The following is a 23967-nucleotide window of genomic DNA, read 5'->3' as shown; positions in this document are numbered from 1 at the left end:
GGGCGGGTCACGGCACCGCCCCTGACGACCGGTGGAACCCTCGTGACGAGGGTGGGTCAGCGTCTGCGCAGCGGGTCGAAGGCGCGCGCCGCCTCGGGCACCTTGCCCGTGACGATCTGTTCGGCGAGGAGACGTCCGGTGGCGGGGCCGTGCGCCAGCCCCCACATGCCGTGCCCACCGGCCACGTACACGCCGCGGTCGAGCTGGCCGATCAACGGAATGCCGTCGTCGGTCACAGGCCGCGAGCCGACCCACACATCAGTGCGGTCGTGCCAGCGGACCCCGTCGAGCAGTGGTGCGGCTGCCGCGACGATCGCGTCGACGCGAGGGATCGACAGCGCCTCGTCGGGACGACGGAATTCCATGGTCCCGGCGACCCGCAGCCTTCCCCGGTAGGGCGTGCACGCCACCCGCGCCTCGGGCAGGTAGATGGGTCCCGGCAGCGGCCGCTCCACCGGCACGGTGAACGAGTAGCCGCGCCCTGCCTGCAGCGCCACCCGCACCCGACGGTCGGTCAGCGCGGGCAGCCAGGCGCCGGCGGCGAGCACCGCGGCGTCGGCCCGCAGCGGTTCTGCCCCTCTGAGGTGCACCTGCACCCCGGCGCCGTCGGGCGAGACGCCGAGGGTCTCTGCGGTGTGCAGCACGGCGCCCCGCGCGGCGACGGCGCGGCCGAGCGCGGTGGTGAAACGGCCGGGGTCGACGAAGCGCTGACCCGCGATGTCGACCACTGTCGCGACGTTCGGCGAGGCCAGCGGCATGCGTTCGCGCAGCGCGGCGCCGGTCAGGATCTCGACCGCGGTCGGTCGACCGGTCAGCCAGCCGTGCAGATCGCGGCCGAATGCGGCCGCGCGATCGGCGTCGCGGAACGCCACCGAGATCGACGTATCGGTGACCGGGGCGTCGACACCGTTGGACACCAGCACGTCGAACGTCTCGATCGCTTCGTCGTTGAGCACCGCACCGGCATCCGCGGCGCGCTGCCAGGGGCCGGGACGGCAGTGCGCGGCGAACCGCACGAGGAAGCGCGCCCGCGACATGTCGGCCCGCAGCGGGATGTGCAGCGGAGCCGAGGGGTCGGCCAGTGCGTGCAGTCCCTCGCGCAGCACGGACGGCGAGTTCAGCGGCGTGGTCAGCGCGGGCGAGACCCAGCCGGCGTTACCCCACGACGCGCCCGCGGCCACCCCTGTGCGGTCGACGACCGTCACGTCGACGCCTCGCTCCTGCAGGAACCACGCCGTCGACAGGCCGACGATGCCCGCACCGACGACCACGACCGATCGGGGACCGCCGTCCATCCCTGACCTGGCCCACATGACGTCCTCCTGTTCGATGACCGTGAGTCCATGGTCAGCCGGAAAGGACAGCCGGGTGTTGTGCTGGGGCGACAATCGGGCAGCGCCGAATTGTCGGCGCTCGACAAGCGAGTCAGTCGTGCACAGCGAGCTCGATCATCATCGCGAACCTCTTGTCGGCGTCGTCGAGATGCAGATCGGTGAGCTCGGCCATCCGTCGCATGCGGTAGCGCACGGTGTTCTCGTGCACGCCCAGCCGCGCCGCGATGCGGGCCGGATCGCCGCGCTCCTGCAGCCACGCCCGCAACGTCGCCTCGTACGCCGTGCCGTGCTCCGCGTCGTGGGTCCGGAGTTCGGCGACGGCGCCGCGGTGCGGATTGCGGCCCGCATTCGCGGCCGAGCGCAGGCGCTGCAGAACGACGTCGTTCCACGATTCGTCGTAGGCGGGTGCGACGGCAGAGCCGGTGTTCTCCTGCAGCGCGAGGCATTCGTCGGCCTCGGTGCGTGCCGCGGCCAGGTCGCTGGCAGTCGCGGGCGCGCTGATCCCGGCCTGCACGCGTAGTTGCGGCGGCAACGCGCTGATCAGCTCCTGCACCCAGGCGCGGGCGACGGCTGCCTCGTCCGCGGCGAGCACGGTGTAGACGGTGGTGGCGGCCAGCGCGCTACGGGACGGACGGGACCAGCCGAAACCGGATGTCGCCCGCTCGAAGGCCTGCAGCAGCGCCGCGTGTCGCCGGCCGCCGTCGTGGGCACGCAGCGCGATCACCCGCAGCGCCGCGGGCGGCAGCCCCAGCCGGCTGGCCAGCGTCGCCGCGTCAGGTGTTCCCTCGAGCAGCCGGATCACCAGCTCGGACTCCACCTGACGTTCCAGGTCGGCGCTGGCACGCGATCGCAGCAGGTGCAGCGCGACGGTGTGCGCCGCATCGCTGAGTGCGCGCAGCCGCGCGCCGGTCAACGGCTCGGGACAGGCCACCCACACGGAGCCGAGCAGGTCCTTGCCGGCGCGTACCGCCACGACCATGCGTCCCGTACGGCCGGTGCTCGGGTCGGCGGGCACGAACACCGGTTCGTCAGAGGTCGACAGATGCTCGAACACGCCGGCGAAGGTCTCTCGGACATCGGCCGACGCCTGCCGGGCCAGGATCGTCGCGACCCGCGGCGGATCGGCACCGCGCTGATCGCGGGAGAACGCCAGCACCTGCGAGCGCCGGTCCTCGATCACGAGCGCGCCGCCCACCGCTGCGGCCAGGCTGTCGGCGAGGGCGAACAGGTCGGTCGGCCCGCGTCCGGACTCCGTTTCGCGACCTTCCAGCACGAGGCCGTACACGATCGCGGCGACGTCGCTCCACGGCACCGCCGCGTCGACCACCAGCACCGCCATGCCCTCGGCGTCGCCGGCGTCCGTGCGGCGGGTCAGGACGACGACCGACCCCGCGGCACCGGCCCACCGCAGCGCCTCGGCGCCCGTCGTCGCACCGACGGCGAGCAGCACGTCGCCGCGCACCGTGCGACCGTCGACGGTCTCGGGCAGCACGACGCTGCGCAGTTCGGTCGAGCGGTCCGCCGAGCCGGCGTGCCAGCGGACGCCGTACCCGCCGAGAACGTTGATCAGCCGATCCAGCGTGATCACGGAGCTTGACGGTACGCGGAGGTGCCGCGGTTTACCCTGAACGGCGTGCCAGCTCCCGACAAGGACGTGCGCGCCCCGCGCGCCAGGATGACCGGTAGCGAGCGTCGTCAGCAGCTCATCGAGATCGCGAAGTCGCTGTTCGCCGAGCGCGGTTTCGACGGCACGTCGATCGAGGAGATCGCGCTGCGGGCCAACGTCTCCAAGCCCGTCGTCTACGAGCATTTCGGCGGCAAGGAGGGTCTGTACGCCGTCGTCGTCGACCGTGAGATGTCGGCGCTGCTGGACGGCATCACCTCGTCGTTGACCAACAACCGGTCCCGGGTGCGCCTGGAGCGGGTCGCGCTGGCGCTGCTGACCTACGTCGAGGAGCACACGGACGGGTTCCGCATCCTGATCCGCGACTCGCCGGCGAGCATCACCGCGGGCACGTACTCGACTCTGCTCAACGACGCGGTCAACCAGGTGTCGTCGATACTGGCCGGAGACTTCTCGCGCCGCGGCCTCGATGCCGACCTCGCGCCGCTGTACGCGCAGGCGCTCGTCGGCTCGGTGTCGATGTCGGCGCAGTGGTGGCTCGACACCCGCGAGCCGAAGAAAGAAGTGGTGGCCGCGCATCTGGTGAACCTGATGTGGAACGGCCTGACCCATCTCGAGGCCGACCCGCAACTGCGGGGGGAGTAGCCGCCTCGGCCGGTTCGGTCGCGACGCCGCCGGGGCCTACGATGGAAGCCATCATGACCGTATCGGGGACCCTTCATGTCCACACCCCGATCGCGGGCCTCGTCGACCTGGCACTGCGCGACCCCTCTCTGCAGGAAGTCACCCGCCGCGCCGCCGACCGGCCCGCCGATCTCGACCTCGTCGGACCAGCCAGCGCGCGGGTCTTCGTGGCGGCTGCGCTCGCGCAGACCGGCCCGGTGCTGGCCGTCACCGCAACCGGCCGCGAGGCCGACGACCTGACCGCCGAACTCACGGGCGTCTTCGGCGACGCCGTCGCGATGTTCCCGTCCTGGGAGACGCTGCCGCACGAGCGGCTCTCACCCGGCGTCGACACCGTCGGCGCCCGGATGATGGTGCTGCGCCGGCTCACCCGTCCCGAAGACGCGAGGCTGGGTCCGCCGCTGCGCGTGCTCGTGACGACGGCTCGCTCGCTGCTGCAGCCGATGGCGCCCGATCTGGCCGCGGTCGAACCCGTGACGCTGACGGTTGGGGAGGACTCCGACTTCGACGGGACCGTCGCGCGGCTGGTCGATCTGGCCTACACGCGTGTCGACATGGTCGCCAAGCGCGGGGAGTTCGCCGTGCGCGGCGGCATCCTCGATCTCTTCCCCCCGACAGCCGAGCACCCTGTGCGCGTGGAGTTCTGGGGCGACGAGGTCTCCGAGATGCGGATGTTCGCGGTCGCCGATCAGCGGTCCATCCCCGAGATCGACGTCTCGACGGTGATCGCCGTGCCGTGCCGGGAGGTATTGCTGACCTCCGAGGTGCGGGAGCGGGCCGCGGTGCTGGCCGTGGAGCATCCGGTGCTGGAGAACGGGGTGCCGGGCAGCGTGCCCGACATGTTGGCCAAGCTCTCCGAGGGCATCCCCGTCGACGGGATGGAGGCGCTGCTGCCGCTGCTGAAGCCGGTCGGTCTGGTGACGCTGCCCTCGTTGCTTCCCCCGGGGACGCCGCTGCTGATCTGCGATCCGGAGAAGGTGCGCAGTCGTGCCGCCGATCTGATCAAGACGGGTCAAGAGTTCCTCGAGGCGTCGTGGTCGACGGCTGCCGTCGGCGGTGACGCCCCGATTGACCTCGAGGCGCTGGGTGCTTCCGGGTTCGTCCCGTTCGACGAGGGCCGCGACACCGCGCGCGCGGGTGGGCACCCATGGTGGACGTTGAGCCAGCTCGACAGCGGCGCCGACGAGCCGGTCCGCCTCGACATCCGCCCCGCACCGTCGGCGCGGGGCCAACAGCACAACCTCAGCGAGATCTTCGCGATGCTGCGCGCTCACGTCGCGACCGGCGGCTACGGCGTCGTCGTCACCCCGGGCAGCGGAACCTGCATGCGGGTGGTCGAGCAGCTCGGCGAAGCCGACACGGCCGCAACGATTCTCGAGCCCGGCGCAGTGCCGCGCGAGGGAGTGGTCGGGGTCATGAAGGGCCCGCTGCACGACGGTGTGGTGATGCCGGGCGCGAATCTGGTGGTGATCACCGAAGCCGACCTGACCGGCAACCGCGTCGCGGCGACCGAAGGCAGGAAGCTCGCCGCCAAACGGCGCAACGTCGTCGACCCACTGGCGCTGACCGCCGGTGATCTCGTGGTGCACGACCAGCACGGCATCGGACGCTTCGTCGAGATGACCGAGCGGGTGGTCGGTGGTGCCCGGCGCGAGTACCTGGTGCTGGAGTACGCCTCGGCCAAACGCGGCGGTGGCACGGACAAGCTGTATGTGCCGATGGATTCGCTGGACCAGCTCTCGCGCTACGTCGGCGGAGAAGCGCCGACGTTGTCGCGGCTCGGGGGCAGCGACTGGGCGAACACGAAAACCAAAGCGCGCCGGGCGGTTCGAGAGATCGCCGCGGAACTGGTCACGCTGTACGCCAAGCGGCAGGCCTCACCTGGTCACGCATTCGCGCCGGACACCCCGTGGCAGATCGAGATGGAAGACGCCTTCGGGTTCACCGAGACGGTGGATCAGCTCACCGCGATCACCGAGGTGAAGTCGGACATGGAGAAGCCGGTCCCGATGGACCGGGTGATCTGTGGCGACGTCGGATACGGCAAGACCGAGATCGCGGTGCGTGCAGCGTTCAAGGCGGTGCAGGACGGCAAGCAGGTCGCGGTGCTGGTGCCCACGACGCTGCTCGCCGATCAGCACCTGCAGACGTTCAGTGCACGCATGGCCGGTTTCCCCGTCACGGTGAAAGGACTGTCGCGCTTCACATCCGGAGCTGAATCCAAGGCCGTGATGGAGGGCATGAAGGACGGCTCGGTCGACATCGTGATCGGCACCCACCGGCTGCTGCAGACCGGGGTGACGTGGAAGGACCTCGGCTTGGTCGTCGTCGACGAGGAACAGCGCTTCGGTGTCGAGCACAAGGAGCACATCAAGTCGATGCGCACGCACGTCGACGTGCTGACGATGAGTGCGACCCCGATCCCGCGCACCCTGGAGATGAGCCTGGCCGGGATTCGCGAGATGTCGACGATCCTGACCCCGCCGGAAGAACGCTATCCGGTGCTGACGTACGTCGGCCCGCACGACGACAAGCAGGTGGCCGCGGCGCTGCGTCGCGAGATGCTGCGCGACGGGCAGGCGTTCTACATCCACAACCGCGTGCGCTCGATCGACCAGGCCGCCGCGCGGGTGCGCCAGCTGGTGCCCGAAGCGCGGGTGGTGGTCGCGCACGGTCAGATGCCCGAGGAGCAGCTCGAGAAGACGGTCGAGGGGTTCTGGAACCGCGAGTTCGACATCCTGGTGTGCACGACGATCGTCGAGACGGGCCTGGACATCTCGAACGCCAACACGTTGATCGTCGAGCGTGCCGACACGTTCGGTCTGTCGCAGCTGCACCAGCTACGGGGCCGCGTCGGCCGTTCCCGCGAGCGCGGTTACGCGTATTTCCTGTATCCGCCGGAGGTTCCGCTGACCGAGACGGCGTACGACCGGCTCGCCACCATCGCGCAGAACAACGACCTCGGGGCGGGCATGGCGGTCGCGATGAAGGACCTCGAGATCCGCGGCGCGGGCAACGTGCTGGGCGCCGAGCAGTCCGGTCACGTGGCGGGCGTGGGGTTCGACCTGTACGTGCGGCTCGTCGGCGAGGCGGTCGAGGCCTACCGCGCCGCGGCAGACGGGAAAACCGTTCTCTCACCGGAAGAGCCGAAGGAGGTCCGGATCGATCTGCCTGTCGACGCGCATCTGCCGCCGGACTACATCGGCAGTGATCGGCTCCGTCTGGAGGCGTATCGCCGGCTGGCCGCTGCCGCCGACGATGCGGCGGTCGACTCGGTGATCGAGGAGCTCGTCGACCGCTACGGTCCGCTGCCCGAGCCGGCCCTTCTGCTGGTCGCGGTGGCCCGGCTGAGGCTGCTGGCCCGGGCGTTCGGGGTGACCGAGGTGGGCGCGCCGTCGGGTTCGACGGTGCGTATTTCGCCTCTGACGCTTCCGGATTCGGCGCAGCTGCGGCTCAAGCGGCTCTACTCCGGCGCCAACTATCGCGCCACCACGTCGACCGTGCAGGTCCCGATTCCGCGGGCCGGCAGCGGGGTGGGGGCGCCGCGCATCCGGGATCTCGAGCTGATCGCGTTCGTGGCGGGGCTGCTCGTGGCCATCGCGGGGGACGGGCAGGCGCCGGTCGACATCGCGAAATTCGGAGGTGGCGCATGACGGTCGTGCTGGTGGATCCGCGCCGCCCATCGCTGGTGCCGATCGAGGCCATCGATCTGCTGGCCGGGGATGTGCAGTACACCGAGGAGATGCCGGTCAAGGTGCCGTGGTCGCTGCCGTCGGCACGCCCCGCCTACAGCGGCGATCCCGCGCCGACGCTGCTGTCGTCCGACCGTGAGCACCCGTCGGTCGCCGCGCGGATCGCGGCGGGGGAGCGGGTGATCGCCGCGCCGGCGCCGCAGCCCGGGGAGCACCTGGTGGATGCGGTCGTGATGATGGACAAGCTGCGCACCGCCGGGCCGTGGGAGAGCGAGCAGACCCATGACTCGCTGCGGCGCTATCTGCTCGAGGAGACTTACGAGCTGTTCGACGCGGTGCACGGCGGCGATCTGACCGAGCTGCGCGACGAGCTCGGAGATGTGTTGCTGCAGGTTCTCTTTCACGCGCGCATCGCCGAGGACGCGCCACAGGATGCGTTCGGTATCGACGATGTCGCCGACGCGTTGGTGCGCAAGCTCGGCAACCGCGTGCCGGCTGTGCTGGCGGGCGAGTCGATCTCGCTGGAAGATCAGCTGGCGCAGTGGGAAGCGCGCAAGGCGTTGGAGAAGTCTGCGCGGGAGTCGATCATGGACGACATCCCGACGGCCCAGCCCGCGTTGGCGTTGGCGCAGAAGGTTCTCGCGCGTGTCGAGGGTGCCGGCTTCCCGGCCGAGCTGGTGCCCGACGAGCTCACCTGGATCACTGTCAGCGCCGACTTCGATGCCGAGAACGCCTTGCGCACAGCGGTTCTGGAGTTCATGGACGACGTGCGGACCGCCGAGCGTGCGGCCGCGGCTGCCCGCCGGGGTGATGATGTGGCCGAGGAGCTCGACGGTGGCCCGCGCGGTGCCATTTCCCCCGACGAGTGGCGCGCCCACTGGCCCCACGAAGTCTTCGACGCCCAAACCGACGAACGGGCGCAAGACGCCGAGTAGATCACGCCATTTCGTCGAGTTCGATCACGCACTCGCGGTGGCCACCAACTGCTCACTCGTCGTCCACAGGTCCAGCGCCTTGGCCGTGTCGTAGGAGTCCGCCGATGACCGGATGGGGCGCTTGCCCTCGTAATAGGTTCCGGTGACGCCCTCGTAGCGCGCGTCGTGCACCAGGGCCGCCAGCCGCCGGCCCGACGTCGCGATGCTGTTGACGTTGGGTAGGACGCGAAGAGCCGGAAAGGCGTAGCGCCACAGCAGCTTTTGTGCGGGGGAGTACTCCCGTGCCAACCCCGATCCTGGCATCAGGCCCGGGTCGAACGCCGTCACGGTGACACCGCGGGCGCCCTGGCCGAGCCTGCGGTCGAGTTCGTAGGCGAACAGCATGTTGCACAACTTCGACGTGGTGTACCGCCGTCGCCCGTCCTTGTCGTCCGGGTCGCCCGGTCGTGCCAGCTCCTTGGCCGAGGTGTACAGCGGATGGGGCATGCCGCCGGTGAACTTCGTCGGATCGTGGGTGCCGCTGCTGACGATCACGATGCGCGCGGGCGCAGCGAGCTGGTCGAGAAGGCTTGTGACCAAGGCGAAGTGGCCCAGGTGGTTGACGCCGAACGTCATCTCCACTCCGTCGGCTGTGCTCTGGCTGACGTCGACCACCTGTAGGCCTGCATTGCAGACGATGGCGTGCAAGGGCGGCAGATCGGCGCGGGTGAATGCGTCGACGAATTCGTCGACTGATCGCAGCGAGGCGAGGTCGCAAGGGAGGACGGTGCATCGATGGAGGGCGCCGAGCGCGTCCACGGCGGCCATTCCGCGGGCCGGGTCGCGCACAGCGAACACCAGATGCCAGGTCGGGTCGTCGGCGAGGATGGCGCGGGCACATTCGAGGCCGAGTCCCGCGCTCGCGCCGGTGATGACGACCGATCGTGATGTCATGTCTCCTCCAAGAGAACGGGAATGAGGGCTTGCACGGCTTGGATCATGCGGACGTACATGCGGTCGACGTCCGTCGTCTCGGGTTCGAGGTGGTCGGCAAAGAACACCCCATCTGATACCGCGGTGGCGAATGCGGCGAGTTCGTGGACGACCTCCTCGGCGCGCTCGGGTGCGACGCCGGGCGGGATCATCGGCGCGATGGCCTCGCGGAAGCCGGCGATGGCGGTGTCGCGCACCCGCCGGATGGCTGCATCGACCGCGGGGTCGGTGCTCCGCTCAAGCGACAGCATGTAGGTCAGCCGGAGGAAATCCGGATGTTGCGCAAGCAGTTTCGCTGCGGCGGCGCGTCGGGTCTCGATGTCGGGTTCGTGTGGATCGCCCGGCTCGCGTCGCGGCAGCTGAGCGAAGAAGCGATCGGCGCCGCGTTCCATGACCGCGGCCAGCACACCCTCTTTGGACCCGAAGTGCCAATAGATCGAGCTCGCGGGGAGCCCGCATTCCTTGCGGATGTGGCTGATGGACGTCGCGGCGTAGCCCTGCGCCGACATCAACCGTTCGGTGGCGTCGAGAATCTGCTCTCGCGACGTGTCTCCCTGTTGCTGGCGCTTGTTCCGGGCGGATGTCACCGCGTTCGCCTCTCTGTAAGGATCGTTCCAGACAGGCTAGCGGTGACGGCGAGTGCGCGCAATGGTCGTCGAGTTCGACGAAATGGCGGCGTGGTCTCGCGAAAGTTCGCCCAAACGTCGGTTTGGGCGGAAAGGGGGAGCGCTCAGTCGAACAGCGTCGAGCCCCAGAACGTCGACGTGTCGCCCTCGCGGATTCCCGGCGGGCACGCGAACACCGCCGAGCTCGTCGGCGTCACGTACTCGTTCATCGCGTCGCTGCGAGAGATCGCATTCTGCATCGGCACGAACTGCTTGATCGGGTCCCGCACGAACGCGATGAAGAACAATCCGGCATCGAGGTGGCCGAACCCGTCGGAGCCATCGGTGAAGTTGTAACCGCGCCGCAGGATCTCGATGCCGCCGAGATTCTCCTTCGACGCGAGCCGGACATGGGCCTGCTCGTCGATCAGCGGCTTGTCCTTCTTGTCCGTCAGGGTGAAGTTCAGCTCGTCGAACTCGTCGTTCAACCCCATCGGAGCGCCGCTGCCCTTCTGCCGGCCGACGACGCGTTCCTGTTCGAGCAGCGTGGTGCGGTCCCACTGCTCGATCCGCATCCGGATGCGGCGGGCCACCAGGTAGCTACCGCCGGTCAGCCAGGCGGGCCCGTCACCGTCGGCAACCCACACGAACTGGTTCAGTTTGTCGGTTTCGTCGGAGCGCAGGTTGGCGGTTCCGTCCTTGAAGCCGAACAGATTTCGCGGGGTGGACTGCTCGCGGGTGGTCGACGAGGTGCGTCCGAAACCGAGCTGTGAGTAGCGCACCGCGACGGTACCGAAGCCGATGCGGGCCAGGTTGCGGATCGCGTGGACGGCGACCTGCGGGTCGTTGGCGCACGCCTGCACGACGATGTCGCCGCCGCTGCGGGCAGGGTCGATCTTCTCGTTCGGGAACTTGGGCAGGTCGACCAGCTGTGCCGGCTTCTTGTCGGCGATACGGAACCGGTCCACACCGTCTTTGACGAAGAACGACGGGCCGAATCCGATCGTCAGCGTCAGCTGTGACGGCGGCAGGCCGAGCGCTTCCCCCGTGTCGGTCGGCGGCGCGTACGGGTTCTGGCCGGTGGCACCGTTTGTGAAGGCCTCCTCGCCCTGCGTCATCCGCTCGGCCATCTCGGTCCAGTCGGCCAGCATCTTGATGATGTCGTCGCGGCTGTTCGTGGTCACGTCGAACGTCGCGAAGTGCATCCGGTCCTGAGCCTCGGTGACGATGCCCGCCTGATGCTCACCGCGGAAGGGGACCGCGGTGTCCAGATGGCTGGCCGTCGCAGCCGCCGAGGCGCGGCCGGCCAGTGCCCCCGCACCGGCCGCTCCGACCACCGCGGCACCGACCCCGGCCGCGCCGAACAGCTTGCGCCTGCTCAACCCCGGACGCGTCGAATCGCGCTGGGGCGCAGGATCATTGGGGAGCGATGACACCTTGCACCTGGCTCACTTCCTTGCTCAACGCGTCGATGGCCCGCGAGAGCTCCTGGCGCTGCGGCTCGGTCACCGTGTCGTAGCTGACGAACCCGTCGCCCTTGCGGTACTGCTCGAGCATCTTCTCCACTTCGGCGAACCGCTGATCCACGCGCTTGCCCAGATCGGCGTTGCGCTCGTCGAGGATCGGCCGCACCGACGCAACCGCGGTCTGCGAGCCCTGCAGGTTGGCGTTGAAGTCCCACAGGTCGGTGTGGCTGAAGATGTCTTCTTCGCCGCTGATCTTGCTGGTGGCGATCTCGTCGAGCAGACCCTGTGCGCCGCCGGCGATCTGGGTGGAGTCGATCGTGTAGTCGGGCGCCTTCACCCCGGCGTCGAGTTCCTTGACGTCGGCAACCAACTGGTCGGCGATCGCGTTGGTGTCGGGCTGCAGGCCGCTGACCCACAGGTCCTTCTCCAGCCGGTGGAACCCGGTCCACTTCTGCCCGGGCTCGAGGTCGGCTTCGCGCAGGTCGATGCGCGGGTCGAGGTCGTCGGGGAAGGACTCGGCGACGGGCTCGATGCGCTCGTAGTACGTGCGCGCCGTGGGGTACTGGGCCTTGGCGGCCTCGATGTTGCCGGCCTTGATCGCGGCGACGAACGATTCGACGGCGGGGATCAGCGCGTCGGTCTGGCTGTTGATGTAGCGCTTGTAGTTGTCGGCGGCTTCTTTGAACTTGCCCTCGGTGTCGACCTCGACGGCGTCACCGGTGACGGTGTAGTCGGCGCGGATGCCATCGCCGATCATGCCCGGCTTGCAGGCGGTCTGGTAGGTGCCGGGCTGGGACAGCTGCACGATCAGCTTGCGCTGCAGGCCGGGGGAGATGTTCTCGACCTCGCCCATCACCCGCTCGCCCTCGCCGTAGACGTAGAACTCGGTGACCTTGTTGCCGTTGTTGGTGACGACGAAGGTGTTGGCGCCCGTCTTGCCCTCGGTGCCGGACAGCTCGCAGGAGCTGTCGGAGGCGTTGACCGTGATCTGGGCCGGCGCGTCGGTGCCCTCGGCGGCGTTGGCCGACTCTTGCTTAGCCTGGCAGCCGCTCAGCGCGAGGGCGGCGACGGCCGTACTGAGGACGGCGACAGACGGGGAGACCTTCACGTGGTGGACCTTTCGGGATCAGGGAGGGGAGATGACGGCGCCGAGCGGGTCGGCGCCGGGGTGGGACGCAGGAACAGGGTGAGGACCACGACGAGGTAGGCGAGCCAGCCGCACAGCTGCAGCACCGTCGGGGTCGGGGTGACGTTGAAGACGCCCTGCAGTACTTCGCCGTACCAGGAGGACCAGTTGAACCAGGCGGTGATGTCGAACGCTGTGGAGCCCAGCCCGGGCAGCCAGCCAACGGTCTGCAGCGCGCCGATGCCGTAGGACAGGATTCCCGCGGCGACGACGATGAGGAACACGCCGGTGTAGGTGAAGAACTTCGCGAGGTTGATGCTCAGCGCACCGCGGTACATCCCGTAGGCGATGGCGCCGGCGATCAGCACGCCGATGATCAGCCCGACCAACGGCCAGTTCGACGTCGCTTCGGCGTAGCCCACCATGAACAAGGCGGTCTCGACGCCTTCGCGACCGACCGCGAAGAAGGCGAGCAGCGCGACGGCCAGCGGGCCGGTTTCGAGTGCCTGCGCCATGTCGTTGCGCAGCTCGCCGGACATGCCGGCGGCAGCGCGGCGCATCCACAGCACCATCGTGGTGACGATGACGACAGCGATCAGTGAGGCCACTCCGGCGATGGCTTCGGCGGCCAGCCCGGAGATCGTGTTCTCGCCGAACTGGATGACCAGGAACACGGTCACCGTCATCGCGATCGCGGCACCGACTCCGAGCCACACCCACTTGAGGGCGTCGCGGCGGTCGGATTTGACGAGGAAGGCGACCAGGATCGACACGACGATCGCGGCTTCGAGGCCTTCGCGCACACCGATCAGTCCGCTGCCGAACAGCTGGGAGGTGACGTTGGGCGAGGCCGCCAGTGTGGCCGAATGCATGCTGACCGTCAGATCGGTGCTGATGCTCATCGTCGTCCTCGTTGGTGTTCAGCGTTGGCTAGCCAAAGGAAGGTTCGGCTCACCTTGGTTGGTGATGCGATTAGTGAATGTACACCGCCTGTGTCGGGCCCGGGATAGGTCTGAAGTCCTGTCGTGCGTGGCAGCATGGCTAAGACCAGATGGGGTTGAGGAGTCCGGTGACACGGGTGCGTTGGCTGCGAACGGTGGCCGTGATCGGCGCGACAGCGCTGCTCTTGGCGGCAAGCTGTTCGTGGCAGCTCGGTAACCCGATTCCCGAGGGTGTGCCACCTCCGCCGGGGGATCCCGTCCCGCAGATCGACACCTATGCCAAGGGCCGCCCAGCTGATGCCTTACACGAGTGGGCGGCCGCCCGCGCGCCCGCGCTCGGTATCCCGGTGACCGCGCTGGAGGCCTACGCATACGCCGCGCGGGTGGCCGACGTGGAGAACCCCGACTGTCACCTGAAGTGGACGACGCTGGCGGGTATCGGCCAGGTCGAAAGCCACCACGGCACGTACCGCGGCGCGGTGATCAGCCCCAACGGGGATGTCACCCCGCCCATCCGAGGCGTGCTGCTCGACGGCACGGGCGGCAATCTGGAGATCCTCGACCACGATTCGGTCAGCCACGACCCGGCCACCGAGGACAGGGGTGACGAGCCGTTCGCACGCGCAATGGGGCCGATGCAGTTCATCCCCGAGACGTGGCGGCTCTACGGCGTCGACGCCAACAACGACGGCAAGATCAGTGCCGACAACATCGACGATGCCGCGCTGTCGGCCGCGGGATACCTGTGTTGGAGCGGCAAGGACCTGGCGACACCGCGCGGCTGGATGGACGCGCTGCACGCCTACAACCACTCAGATCAATACGCGCGGACGGTGCGCGACTGGGCAACCGCGTACGCCGAAGGACACCCGCTCTGAGAACCTCTAGGCTCAGTGCTGATCATCACGCTGAGCAGTTACGCCCGGAATGACCAAGGAGGCAGTCGTGCCCATCATCGAGCAGGTCGGAGCCCGCGAGATTCTCGATTCCCGGGGTAACCCGACGGTCGAGGTGGAGGTGGGCCTGCTGGACGGCACGGTCGCCCGCGCCGCCGTCCCGTCGGGTGCCTCCACCGGGGAGCACGAGGCCGTGGAGCTGCGCGACGGCGGTTCGCGCTACCTCGGGAAGGGCGTGCAGAAGGCTGTCGAGGCGGTGCTCGACGAGATCGCGCCCGCGGTCATCGGCCTCGGCGCCGATGAGCAGCGCCTCGTCGACCAGGCGCTCCTCGACCTCGACGGCACGCCGGACAAGTCCCGGCTGGGCGCCAACGCGATCCTCGGCGTCTCGCTGGCGGTGGCCAAGGCCGCCGCCGACAGCGCCGCACTGCCGCTGTTCCGCTACGTGGGCGGCCCGAACGCGCACATCCTGCCGGTACCGATGATGAACATCATCAACGGTGGCGCCCACGCCGACACGGGCGTCGACGTCCAGGAGTTCATGATCGCCCCGATCGGCGCCCCCAGTTTCAAGGAAGCGCTGCGCTGGGGTGCGGAGGTCTATCACTCCCTCAAGTCGGTGCTGAAGAAGCAGGGCCTCGCGACGGGTCTGGGTGACGAGGGCGGCTTCGCCCCCGACCTGCCCGGCACGAAGGCGGCGCTGGATCTGATCGGCACCGCCATCGAAGCCGCGGGCTTCACGGTCGGCAGTGACATCGCACTCGCGCTCGACGTCGCGGCCACCGAGTTCTACACCGACGGCACCGGCTACGCGTTCGAGAAGGAGACCCGCTCCGCCGAGCAGATGGCGGCCTTCTACGAGCAGCTGATCGGCGCCTACCCGCTGGTGTCGATCGAGGACCCGCTCTCGGAGGACGACTGGGACGGCTGGGTCGCGCTGACCACCGCGATCGGCGACCGGGTGCAGTTGGTCGGCGACGACCTGTTCGTCACCAACCCCGAGCGCCTCGAGGACGGCATCGAGCGCGGCGCCGCCAACGCGCTGCTGGTCAAGGTGAACCAGATCGGCACGTTGACCGAGACGCTGGACGCGGTGTCGCTGGCGCACAACGCCGGCTACAAGACGATGATGAGCCACCGCAGCGGCGAGACCGAGGACACCACGATCGCCGACCTGGCTGTGGCCGTCGGCAGCGGGCAGATCAAGACCGGTGCTCCCGCCCGCAGTGAGCGAGTCGCCAAGTACAACCAGCTGCTGCGCATCGAAGAGGAACTCGGCGACGCGGCTCGCTACGCCGGCGACCTGGCCTTCCCGCGATTCGAAGGCGGAGCGAAATAGCCTGTGCCCGAAGCCAAACGGCCTGATCCGCGGCGTCGCACCTCTCGGCCCGCCGGGCCGGGTAAGCCCGGGCGGGCCAAGCCCGGCGCGACGTCGGGCCGCCGTGAGCGCAGCGCGGCCGAACCGCGGGTACCCGAGGGCGACGCCGTCACCGAGGCAGAGTCAGACACCCCTGGCACGTCGATTCGTGCCTCGATCGCCGCGTCGATGCAGGCCTCGGCCGACCAGCGCTTCGGTTCGACGGCTCGTCGTGCGGCGATCCTGGCGGCGGTGGTGTGTGTGTTGACGCTGACCATCGCCGGGCCGGTGCGTACGTACTTCGGCCAGCGCACCGAGATGAAGCAGTTGCAGGCCTCGGAGTCCCAACTGCGGGACCAGATCGCGGATCTGGAGGCGCAGAAGGCGAAGTTGGCCGATCCGGTGTTCATCGCCGCGCAGGCGCGTGAGCGGCTGGGTTTCGTGATGCCGGGGGAGATCCCGTATCAGGTGCAGTTGCCGGCCGGGGCAACGCAGGCGGGGGAGGCGCCGCAGGGCGTGGGCCCGGCGGCGAGTTCCGACCCCTGGTACACCGCGCTGTGGCACACGATCGCCGATGCGCCGCACGGCATTTCGCCGACTGCGCCGCCCCCGCTACCTGCAGTGCCGCCGCCAGGCCCGCCACCACCACCGCCGGCGCCCGGTGGTTGAGTCGACGGATCTCGAGGTCGTCGCGCGGCAGTTGGGGCGTGAGCCGCGCGGTGTTCTCGAGATCGCCTACCGCTGCCCGGACGGGGACCCGGCCGTGGTGAAGACCGCGCCGAGATTGCCTGACGGCACGCCGTTCCCGACGCTGTACTACCTGACGCATCCGGCCTTGACGGCGGCGGCGAGCCGGCTGGAATCGTCGGGGTTGATGCGAGACATGACGCAGCGGCTGGCCGACGATCCGGAGTTGGCGGCGGCGTATCGCCGTGCCCACGAGTCGTATCTGGCCGAGCGTGACGCGATCGAGTCGCTGGGCACGACGTTCTCCGGCGGCGGCATGCCCGACCGGGTCAAGTGCCTGCACGTGGTGATCGCCCACTCGCTGGCCAAGGGGCCGGGCGTCAATCCGTTCGGCGACGAGGCGTTGGCGGTGCTGGCGGCCGAGCCGGAGATGGCCGGCATTCTCGATCCGGAGGTGTGGACATGAGCGCCAGGGTGGCCGCGGTGGATTGCGGAACCAACTCGATCCGCTTGCTGATCGCCGACGTCACCGACGGGCGTCTCACCGACGTGCATCGGGAGATGCGGATCGTCCGGCTGGGGCAGGGCGTGGATGCGACCGGGGAGTTCGCGCCCGAGGCGCTGGCTCGCACCCGCGCGGCGCTCGAGGCCTACGCCGCGTTGATGCGGGACCACGAGGTGTCGGCGGTGCGGATGGTGGCGACGTCGGCTGCGCGGGACGCCGGCAATCGGGACGAGTTCTTCGCGATGACGTCCGAGGTGCTCGGTGCGGTCGTCACCGGGGCGGTGGCCGAGGTGATCACCGGCGAGCAGGAGGCGCGGTTGTCGTTCCTCGGCGCGGTGGGTGAATTGGATTCCACGGCAGCGCCTTTCGTCGTGGTCGACCTGGGCGGTGGCTCGACGGAGGTGGTGCTCGGCACGGACGACGTGGAGGCCGCCTACTCGGCGGACATCGGTTGCGTGCGGTTGACCGAGCGGTGCCTGCATTCCGATCCGCCGACAGAGGAGGAGGTCGCCGCGGCGCGTGCCGTGGTGCGCGAGGCTCTCGACACGGTGCTCGGGGTGGTGCCGGTGCAGCACGCCAAGACCTGGGTGGGGGTCGCGGGCACGATGACCACGCTGGCCGCGTTGGCGCGGAAGATGACCACCTATGACTCCGATGCGATCCACCTGTCCTCGGTGGGCTTCGATGAGCTGCTGCCGGTGTGTGCGGACCTACTGGCGATGACCCGTGCTCAGCGCGCCGTGCTGGGGCCGATGCACGAGGGTCGGGTCGACGTGATCGGCGGCGGCGCGCTGATCGTGACGGAGTTGGCCGCGGTGCTCGCCGACCGTGCCGGCATCGATCGGCTGCTGGTCAGTGAGCACGACATCCTCGACGGGATCGCGCTGTCGATTGCGGGCTGACGGCTGGCCGTCAGTGGCTGGCGGCGCGCCGCACCCGTGAGCGGCGTTTCGTCGGATCGTGCTGTCCGGCCAGGGTGATGGCCAGCAGCACCATCACCGCGCCGATGCCCGCGTGTAGCCAGTTGTCGGCACCGTTGAGCGGCAGGACGTGGGCGTTGCTTCCGCGTTCGACGAGCAGTCCGTAGATCCAGAGCCCCAGGTAGATCAGCCCACCGCCGAGCAGATAGGCGCGGGAGGCGGCGTAGCTGCGCGCGCCGGCGAACCCCGCGACACCGACCACGATGTGGACGATGTTCAGCAGCGCCGAGACTCCGAACATCCCGAACAGAAAGGCCCCGGACTGCTGACCGGCCCAGGTCAGCCGGTCGACCCCGGAGGTGACGCCCGGGACGAATCCGAGTACTCCGATGACGGTCAGCGCGACCGCCACGATCAACGCTGCGCCTTGTACGGCCATGTATTTCGGGCTGTCCGCCATCCCGTCCTCCTTCGCGTCGTCATATTGACGTGCGTGCAGGAAGAAGTACCCCGCGCGGCGCCGGGATAACACCCCTCAGAGGCGCAGGATCGGGCCGAGCTTCTCCAGGACGGCCGGGTCCTCGATGGTCGACGGCACCGGTTCGTCGCGGCCGGTGGCCAACCCCCGCATGGTCTTGCGCAGGATCTTGCCCGACCGCGTCTTGGGCAGGGCGGGGACGACGTCGACGAGCCGGAACGCGGCGACGGCCCCGATCTCGTCGCGCACCAGTTGCACCAGCTCGTCGGCGAGTCCGTCGGTGGAGGCGCCCGCCTTGACCACCACCAGGCCTCGCGGCGCCTGCCCCTTGATCTCGTCGGGCACCCCGATGACCGCGCACTCGGCGACCGCGGGGTGGGTGGCGAGCACCTCTTCGATGGCGCCGGTGGACAGGCGGTGCCCGGCGACGTTGATGACGTCGTCGATGCGTCCCATCACGAACAGGTAGCCGTCGGTGTCGAAGTGACCACCGTCGCCGGTGAGGTAGTAGCCGGGGTACTCGGACAGGTAGGACTGCTCGTAGCGGTCATCGGCGTGCCACAGTGTCGGCAGGGTTCCGGGCGGCAGGGGCAGGCGGATGCAGATGGCGCCTTCCTGATCGGGTGCGCAGTCGCTGCCGTCTTCGCGCAGGATGTGCACGTCGAAGCCGGGCATCGGGACTGTCGGCGAGCCCGCCTTGATCGGAAAGGCCTCTGTTCCCATAGGATTCGCGGCGATCGGCCAGCCGGTCTCGGTCTGCCACCAGTGGTCGATCACCGGGATGCCGAGCTTGTCGGCGGCCCAGTGATAGGTATCGGGATCGAGGCGCTCGCCGGCGAGGAACAGATACTGCAGCGACGAGAGGTCGTACTCGTCGACGTACTTGCCTTCCGGGTCTTCCTTGCGGATCGCCCGGATCGCGGTGGGCGCGGTGAACAGCGCTTTGACCCGGTGTTCGGAGATGACCCGCCAGAAGGCGCCGGGGTCGGGCGTGCCGACGGGTTTGCCTTCGTAGAGCACGGTCGTCGCGCCGAGAAGCAGTGGGGCATAGACGATGTAGGAGTGGCCGACCACCCAGCCCACGTCGGAGGCTGCCCAGAACACGTCGCCAGGGGTGATGTCGTAGATGTGCCGCATGCTCCACAGCAGCGCGACGGCGTGACCGCCGTTGTCCCGCACGATGCCTTTGGGCTTGCCGGTGGTGCCCGAGGTGTAGAGCACGTAGAGTGGGTCGGTGGCGGCGACGGGGACCGGGTCGACGGGGCTCGCGGCGGCCATCACGTCGGCCCAGTCCAGGTCTCGACCTTCGAGGAGCTCGCAACGGTGCCGATCTCGTTGCACGACAACACAATTCCGTGGTGGGTGGCTGGACATGCCGATCGCGGCGTCGAGCATGGGCTTGTACTCGATGACGCGCGTGGGCTCGATGCCGCAGGACGCGGAGACGATCACGGCGGGGTGCACATCGTCGATGCGGACGGCGAGCTCGTGCGGCGCGAATCCGCCGAACACCACCGAGTGCACCGCACCGAGCCGCGCGCAGGCCAGCATCGCGATGACGGCCTCGGGGATCATCGGCATGTAGATGATCACCCGATCCCCGGGGCCGACGCCGAGGTCGCGCAGCGCACCGGCGAATCGTGCAGTGTGGTCGGTCAATTCGCGGTAGGTGTAGGTGCGCTGTGTGTCGGTGACCGCCGAGTCGTAGATCATTGCCGGCTGTTCTCCGCGGCCCGCCTCGACGTGACGATCCAGCGCGTTCGCGCACGTGTTGAGCTCGGCGTCGGGAAACCACCGGTAGAACGGCGGCCGGCTGTCGTCGAGGACCGCTTGCGGCGCGCGGGTCCAGGTGACGTCGGTGGCCGCGTCGGCCCAGAACGCTTCGGGATCGGAGATGCTGGCGTCGAACAGGTCGCGGTACCCGGGCATATCAGCACCGTAAACCTTCCCCGTTAGTCTCAGGGGCATGACGAACCAACCCCCTCCGATCGGAGGGGTCCGCCGCAGTTACGTGACCGCGCGAGGTGTCCGTTTCCACGTCACCGAGGCTGGTCCCGAGGACGGCAGGCCGGTGCTCGCGCTGCACGGCTGGCCGCAGCACCACTGGGCCTATCGCGACCTGCTCGCCGATCCGCCGCCGGGGCTGCGGATCATCGCGCCCGACCTGCCGGGTTACGGCTGGTCAGGGCCTGCGCCGCACAAGTGGGCCAAGGAGGACGTGGTCAGCGACCTGGTGGCGCTGATGGACGCGATGGGTCTGGAGCACGTGCTGCTGGTGGGCCACGACTGGGGTGGTTTCATCGGCCACCTGCTGACGCTGCGGGTGCCGGAACGCATCGACGGCTATCTGGTGCTCAACATTCCGCACCCGTGGGTGTCGGCGAAGGCGCTGGCGCCGCACCTGTGGCGATTCCTGCTGTACCAGCCGTTCGTGGCGTCGATCGGGGTGCCGCTGCAGCGGCGCACGCCGTATCTGGAGCGGGTGATCTTCGGAGTCGCCGCCCCGAAGATCGATCGCCAGACGGCGCGGGTCTACGCCGATGCGTTCCGGGATCCCATGGTGGCGCGGACCGCGCGCGACACGTACCGCACGTTCCTGCTGCGCGAGGCTCGACAGAGCGCGCGCAACCCGGAGCGGCGCTGGTCGACGGTCCCGACGCGCGCGCTGTTCGGCAAGGACGACACGGCCATCCACCCGTCGCTGGCCGCGGCCGAGAGCGCCCGCGCCGACGACTACACCCTGGAGCTGGTCGACGGTGGCCACTTCATCCTCGACGAGCAGCCGGAGTTGGTGCGCGCCAGGCTGATCGCGCTCGCCGACGAGATCCCGACCCGCTGAGTTTCCCCGCGAGCAGACGCGAACTCGTGCTTTTCAGGCTCTGAAAGCAGGAGTTCGCGTCTGCTCGGCGTCAAAGATCAGCCGGCGGGCGTCAAGATGTCGCAAGGATCGCGCTCGGGCGGACCGTAGCGGCGTAGACCGAAGTCATGGCTGTTCTCGACGTTCACCGTCCCGCTCACCACCTGTCGACGTCGATTCGCCGCATGCGGCGCACGCTGCCGATGTCCACTCCCAGCGTGCCCGCGCGTGCACTGCGCGATCCGGTGGTGGCCGGCTGGGTGCGCGCCCACGGGATCACGGTGTCCGTGGCGGGGGTCGACGAGCTCGAGCAGACCGGGCACTGCGGCATCCGGACCGAGCACATCCTGGTGCGGTGCGGCGCGACGACGCCCCCGATCCGGGCAGCGGTGGCGGGCGGGGTCACGCGGTTCGTGGTCAGCTCCGACCGGCACGTCGACGTCCTCGCCTCGACCGGTCATCCCGACATCGCGGTGTATCTCGACGACCGCGGACCCGCGGTGATCGGGGAGCGTCGACTGCAGGTGGTCGGCGTGCATGCTGATGTCGACGATTCCGCCGGTGCCGTGGAGTGGGGAACGGCCGCCGAGCGGCTGCTGTGCCGCACCGCGGTCCTTCGCACCTGCGGGTTGCCGTTGGCGCGGATCAGTCTGACCGGCGGCGACATCTCCGAGTGGGTCTACGGCGACGGGCAGGTCAGCGGCGCGGTTGCGGCAGAGGTGGACAACGCTCTCACCGACGGGTGCGCGCGGTGGCGCCTGCCGCGCCCGTCGATAATGCTCGGTCCGGCGGTGTGACGGGTCAGTGCCCGGGTTCGCTGGCGACCAGCCCCGCGGCCTGGGCTTCGGCGACGGTGTCTTCCCACGCGCATTCGCCGACGACCAGTACGGCCAGGGCGATCACCAAAGCGAAAGTCGACACCGTCCAGTAGAGGATCGGTGAGACCGCGCCTGGCGTCGCCATCAGCATCACCGCGAGGCTGGCGGGAAGCGCGAGGGCAGCTGCGTACCCCAGCAGCCGGGTGTCGATCGTGCGGGACATGCCTCCACAGTCCGACCGGCGCTTAAGAACATGCCTATCGGTGGCTGTGGAAAGGCTATGAGTTCGCTGCTCAGCCGGGCGGCGGTTCGTTGGTCAGCGCCAAATACCCGCGGGCACCAGCCCGCTGCAGGCTCGCTCGCACCAGCCCGACGATCAGACCCTGGATGGCGCCGGCGATCAACACCGACGACGTCGAGTAGCTGAGGTCTTTGGGGTCCGGGGGTTCGGGATCGTTCTGCCCGACGCGCTTCCAGATCTGACCGAAGATCTGTCCAGCCAGCAGCCCGCCGCCAACACCGGTGGCCACCGACAGAGGGGTGTACAACTTTCTCGACAGCCTGCTCATGGCCGGGTGATTACCCGAGCGTGCGGTGGTCAAACGCGGTGCGGTGCGGCGGGGCGGGTGCGAAGATCGACGGGTGGACGCGCATCCGCTCGACGACGACGGAGGGTGGGACCGACGCGCCCGGCACGAGACGGAAACCGAACGGCTGGACCGCAATTGGGCCAGTCTGCTGCAGGAGTTGCGGGTCGTGCAGACCGGCGTGCAGCTGCTCACCGGGTTCTTGCTGACGCTGCCGTTCCAGCAGCGATTCACGATGCTGGGCCACAACATGCAGATGGTCTACCTGGCCACGGTCAGTACGGCGGTGTTGTCCACCGCGCTGCTCATCGCCCCTGTCGGCATGCACCGCGTGCTGTTCCGCCGCCACCGCCTCGGCACGTTGGTCACCTTCGCCCATCGGTGCGCCTACGCCGGTCTGCTGCTCCTCGGCGCGGCGATCACCGGGATGACGGTCATCATCTTCGACGCTGTCGCCGGGCTGACCGCTGCGTTGGCCGCCGGGGTGGCTGCGCTCGTGTTGTTCGCCTCGTTCTGGGTCGTGCTGCCGCTGACGCTGCGCCGCACCGGCGCGTAGTTTCGCCGCCCGGCCGCCGGGTACCTCGACGCCCTGACGGTCCACGAGACACAGGAGGCGCAATGCCCGACGGTGTGATTCCCTACCCCGGCGAGACAGCCGAGATGGCCGACAGGCCACGCGATGAGATGGCTGACTACATCGGCACGGGACTGCTCGAGGGCAAACGCGCACTGATCACCGGCGGTGACTCCGGTATCGGGCGCGCCGTCGCGGTCGCGTTCGCCAAGGAAGGCGCCGACGTCGCGATCGCCTACCTCGAGGAGCTCGACGACGCCGCCCACACGGTGTCGCTGGTCGAGGCGGCGGGCCGACAGGCCATCTCGCTCGAGGGTGACCTCGCCGACCCCGCGCACTGCCGCTCCGTGGTCGCGCAGACGGTGACACAGCTCGGCGGGCTGGACATCGTCGTCAACAACGTCGCCTTCCAGTCGCCGGTGTCCGACCTGACGGAGATCAGCGACGAGCAGTGGCGGCGGACCTTCGCGGTCAACATCGACAGCTTCTTCCACGTCACCAAGGCCGCTCTGGCGCATCTGCCCGACGGGTCGGCGATCATCAACACCGGATCCATCAACGGGTTGCGCGGCAACAAGTCGCTCATCGACTATTCGGCGACCAAGGGTGCGGTGATCGCGCTGACGTATTCGCTGGCGCAGTCTCTGTCCGAACGCAACATCCGGGTCAATTGTGTTGCCCCCGGCCCGGTCTGGACTCCGTTGATCCCGGCGACCATGCCTGCGGAGAAGGTCGAGTCCTTCGGCGAACAGGTGCCGATGGGGCGGGCGGCCCAACCCGACGAGATCGCACCGTCGTACGTGTTCTTCGCCGCGGGCCGACTCTCGTCCTACTACAGCGGTGAGGTGCTGGCTCCGATCGGCGGGGAGACACTGCCGGGCTGACGCGGTGCGGCTGATCGCGTTTCGA

23 protein-coding genes are annotated in these 23967 nt (G+C 69.1%); 12 read left to right on the top strand and 11 right to left on the bottom strand.

Annotated features, from left to right (window positions below; translation table 11 throughout):
• Positions 1-56: 56 nt before the first annotated feature.
• A complete protein-coding gene (locus ACZY1G_RS07130; RefSeq protein WP_463815299.1) occupies positions 57-1313 on the bottom strand; it encodes an NAD(P)/FAD-dependent oxidoreductase in 1257 nt (418 codons plus the stop codon).
• A gap of 112 nt (positions 1314-1425) precedes the next feature.
• The gene (locus tag ACZY1G_RS07125) at positions 1426-2922 is read right to left on the bottom strand and encodes a PucR family transcriptional regulator (protein WP_463821992.1); all 1497 of its coding nucleotides are present in this window, start codon (positions 2920-2922) and stop codon (positions 1426-1428) included.
• 87 nt (positions 2923-3009) lie between these two features.
• Between ACZY1G_RS07125 and ACZY1G_RS07120 the strand changes: the two genes are divergently transcribed.
• From ACZY1G_RS07120 to ACZY1G_RS07110, 3 genes are read left to right on the top strand one after another with little or no spacing between them, the layout of a single operon-like run.
• Positions 3010-3603 carry a TetR/AcrR family transcriptional regulator gene (locus ACZY1G_RS07120; protein WP_335330772.1) on the top strand — a complete coding sequence of 198 codons (594 nt, stop codon included), beginning with the start codon at positions 3010-3012 and terminating at the stop codon, positions 3601-3603.
• Positions 3604-3656: 53 nt separating this feature from the next.
• Positions 3657-7295 (top strand): transcription-repair coupling factor, encoded by a 3639-nt coding sequence (mfd, locus tag ACZY1G_RS07115; RefSeq protein ID WP_463821991.1) that lies wholly within the window; start codon positions 3657-3659, stop codon positions 7293-7295.
• Positions 7292-8269 (top strand): nucleoside triphosphate pyrophosphohydrolase, encoded by a 978-nt coding sequence (locus ACZY1G_RS07110; protein ID WP_463821990.1) that lies wholly within the window; start codon positions 7292-7294, stop codon positions 8267-8269. The genes mfd and ACZY1G_RS07110 overlap by 4 nt, the downstream gene beginning before the upstream one ends.
• A 24-nt stretch (positions 8270-8293) precedes the next feature.
• Here the strand turns inward: ACZY1G_RS07110 and ACZY1G_RS07105 are convergent, their stop codons facing one another.
• The 5 genes from ACZY1G_RS07105 to efeU all read right to left on the bottom strand — a co-directional run bounded on the left by ACZY1G_RS07105 (position 8294) and on the right by efeU (position 13340).
• Positions 8294-9202 carry an SDR family NAD(P)-dependent oxidoreductase gene (locus ACZY1G_RS07105; RefSeq protein WP_463821989.1) on the bottom strand — a complete coding sequence of 303 codons (909 nt, stop codon included), beginning with the start codon at positions 9200-9202 and terminating at the stop codon, positions 8294-8296.
• Entirely contained in the window at positions 9199-9828 is a 630-nt protein-coding gene (locus tag ACZY1G_RS07100; protein ID WP_463821988.1) for a TetR/AcrR family transcriptional regulator, read from the bottom strand. The genes ACZY1G_RS07105 and ACZY1G_RS07100 overlap by 4 nt, the downstream gene beginning before the upstream one ends.
• A gap of 143 nt (positions 9829-9971) precedes the next feature.
• Positions 9972-11228, bottom strand: a complete 1257-nt coding sequence (gene efeB / locus ACZY1G_RS07095; RefSeq protein ID WP_463821987.1) for an iron uptake transporter deferrochelatase/peroxidase subunit — start codon at positions 11226-11228, stop codon at positions 9972-9974.
• A gap of 34 nt (positions 11229-11262) precedes the next feature.
• Positions 11263-12420 (bottom strand): iron uptake system protein EfeO, encoded by a 1158-nt coding sequence (efeO, locus tag ACZY1G_RS07090; RefSeq protein WP_463821986.1) that lies wholly within the window; start codon positions 12418-12420, stop codon positions 11263-11265.
• A complete protein-coding gene (gene efeU, locus ACZY1G_RS07085) occupies positions 12417-13340 on the bottom strand; it encodes an iron uptake transporter permease EfeU (RefSeq protein ID WP_463815307.1) in 924 nt (307 codons plus the stop codon). The genes efeO and efeU overlap by 4 nt, the downstream gene beginning before the upstream one ends.
• Positions 13341-13507: 167 nt before the next feature.
• Here efeU and ACZY1G_RS07080 point away from each other — a divergent pair, with 167 nt between their 5' ends.
• The 5 genes from ACZY1G_RS07080 to ACZY1G_RS07060 all read left to right on the top strand — a co-directional run bounded on the left by ACZY1G_RS07080 (position 13508) and on the right by ACZY1G_RS07060 (position 17726).
• Complete coding sequence (locus ACZY1G_RS07080) at positions 13508-14257, top strand: lytic transglycosylase domain-containing protein (RefSeq protein WP_463821985.1); 750 nt, start codon at positions 13508-13510, stop codon at positions 14255-14257.
• Positions 14258-14324: 67 nt separating this feature from the next.
• On the top strand, positions 14325-15614 hold the full coding sequence (gene eno / locus ACZY1G_RS07075; RefSeq protein ID WP_335328991.1) for a phosphopyruvate hydratase: 1290 nt from the start codon (positions 14325-14327) through the stop codon (positions 15612-15614).
• 3 nt (positions 15615-15617) lie between these two features.
• The gene (locus ACZY1G_RS07070; RefSeq protein WP_463821984.1) at positions 15618-16301 is read left to right on the top strand and encodes an FtsB family cell division protein; all 684 of its coding nucleotides are present in this window, start codon (positions 15618-15620) and stop codon (positions 16299-16301) included.
• Complete coding sequence (locus ACZY1G_RS07065; RefSeq protein WP_463821983.1) at positions 16294-16785, top strand: DUF501 domain-containing protein; 492 nt, start codon at positions 16294-16296, stop codon at positions 16783-16785. The genes ACZY1G_RS07070 and ACZY1G_RS07065 overlap by 8 nt, the downstream gene beginning before the upstream one ends.
• Complete coding sequence (locus ACZY1G_RS07060) at positions 16782-17726, top strand: Ppx/GppA phosphatase family protein (protein WP_463821982.1); 945 nt, start codon at positions 16782-16784, stop codon at positions 17724-17726. The genes ACZY1G_RS07065 and ACZY1G_RS07060 overlap by 4 nt, the downstream gene beginning before the upstream one ends.
• Positions 17727-17736: 10 nt before the next feature.
• Here ACZY1G_RS07060 and ACZY1G_RS07055 read toward each other — a convergent pair whose 3' ends face one another.
• Both ACZY1G_RS07055 and ACZY1G_RS07050 read right to left on the bottom strand, forming a co-directional pair.
• Positions 17737-18204 carry a DUF4383 domain-containing protein gene (locus ACZY1G_RS07055; protein WP_463821981.1) on the bottom strand — a complete coding sequence of 156 codons (468 nt, stop codon included), beginning with the start codon at positions 18202-18204 and terminating at the stop codon, positions 17737-17739.
• A 75-nt stretch (positions 18205-18279) separates the two neighbouring features.
• Positions 18280-20151: a propionyl-CoA synthetase gene (locus ACZY1G_RS07050; RefSeq protein ID WP_463821980.1), complete on the bottom strand. Its 1872-nt coding sequence runs from the start codon at positions 20149-20151 to the stop codon at positions 18280-18282.
• Between the two features lie 37 nt (positions 20152-20188).
• On the opposite strand from ACZY1G_RS07050, the gene ACZY1G_RS07045 reads away from it, so the two are divergent.
• Both ACZY1G_RS07045 and ACZY1G_RS07040 read left to right on the top strand, forming a co-directional pair.
• Entirely contained in the window at positions 20189-21061 is an 873-nt protein-coding gene (locus ACZY1G_RS07045) for an alpha/beta fold hydrolase (protein ID WP_463821979.1), read from the top strand.
• Between the two features lie 146 nt (positions 21062-21207).
• Complete coding sequence (locus tag ACZY1G_RS07040; protein ID WP_463815315.1) at positions 21208-21876, top strand: hypothetical protein; 669 nt, start codon at positions 21208-21210, stop codon at positions 21874-21876.
• Positions 21877-21880: 4 nt separating this feature from the next.
• On the opposite strand, the gene ACZY1G_RS07035 is transcribed toward ACZY1G_RS07040, so the two are convergent.
• Together ACZY1G_RS07035 and ACZY1G_RS07030 are read right to left on the bottom strand one after the other, a co-directional pair.
• Positions 21881-22120, bottom strand: a complete 240-nt coding sequence (locus ACZY1G_RS07035; protein WP_463815316.1) for a hypothetical protein — start codon at positions 22118-22120, stop codon at positions 21881-21883.
• 70 nt (positions 22121-22190) lie between these two features.
• A complete protein-coding gene (locus tag ACZY1G_RS07030; protein ID WP_046363112.1) occupies positions 22191-22466 on the bottom strand; it encodes a DUF4235 domain-containing protein in 276 nt (91 codons plus the stop codon).
• Positions 22467-22539: 73 nt separating this feature from the next.
• On the opposite strand from ACZY1G_RS07030, the gene ACZY1G_RS07025 reads away from it, so the two are divergent.
• Positions 22540-23040, top strand: coding sequence for a DUF6328 family protein (locus ACZY1G_RS07025; RefSeq protein WP_463821978.1), 501 nt, complete (start codon positions 22540-22542; stop codon positions 23038-23040).
• A gap of 62 nt (positions 23041-23102) precedes the next feature.
• Positions 23103-23942 (top strand): SDR family oxidoreductase, encoded by an 840-nt coding sequence (locus ACZY1G_RS07020; RefSeq protein ID WP_463815318.1) that lies wholly within the window; start codon positions 23103-23105, stop codon positions 23940-23942.
• Positions 23943-23967: the final 25 nt, after the last annotated feature.

This window comes from Mycobacterium sp. IDUB_5 (genome assembly GCF_055419565.1).
Note: the sequence above shows the minus strand (reverse complement) of the source record. Positions and strands in the feature narration are given on the sequence as shown.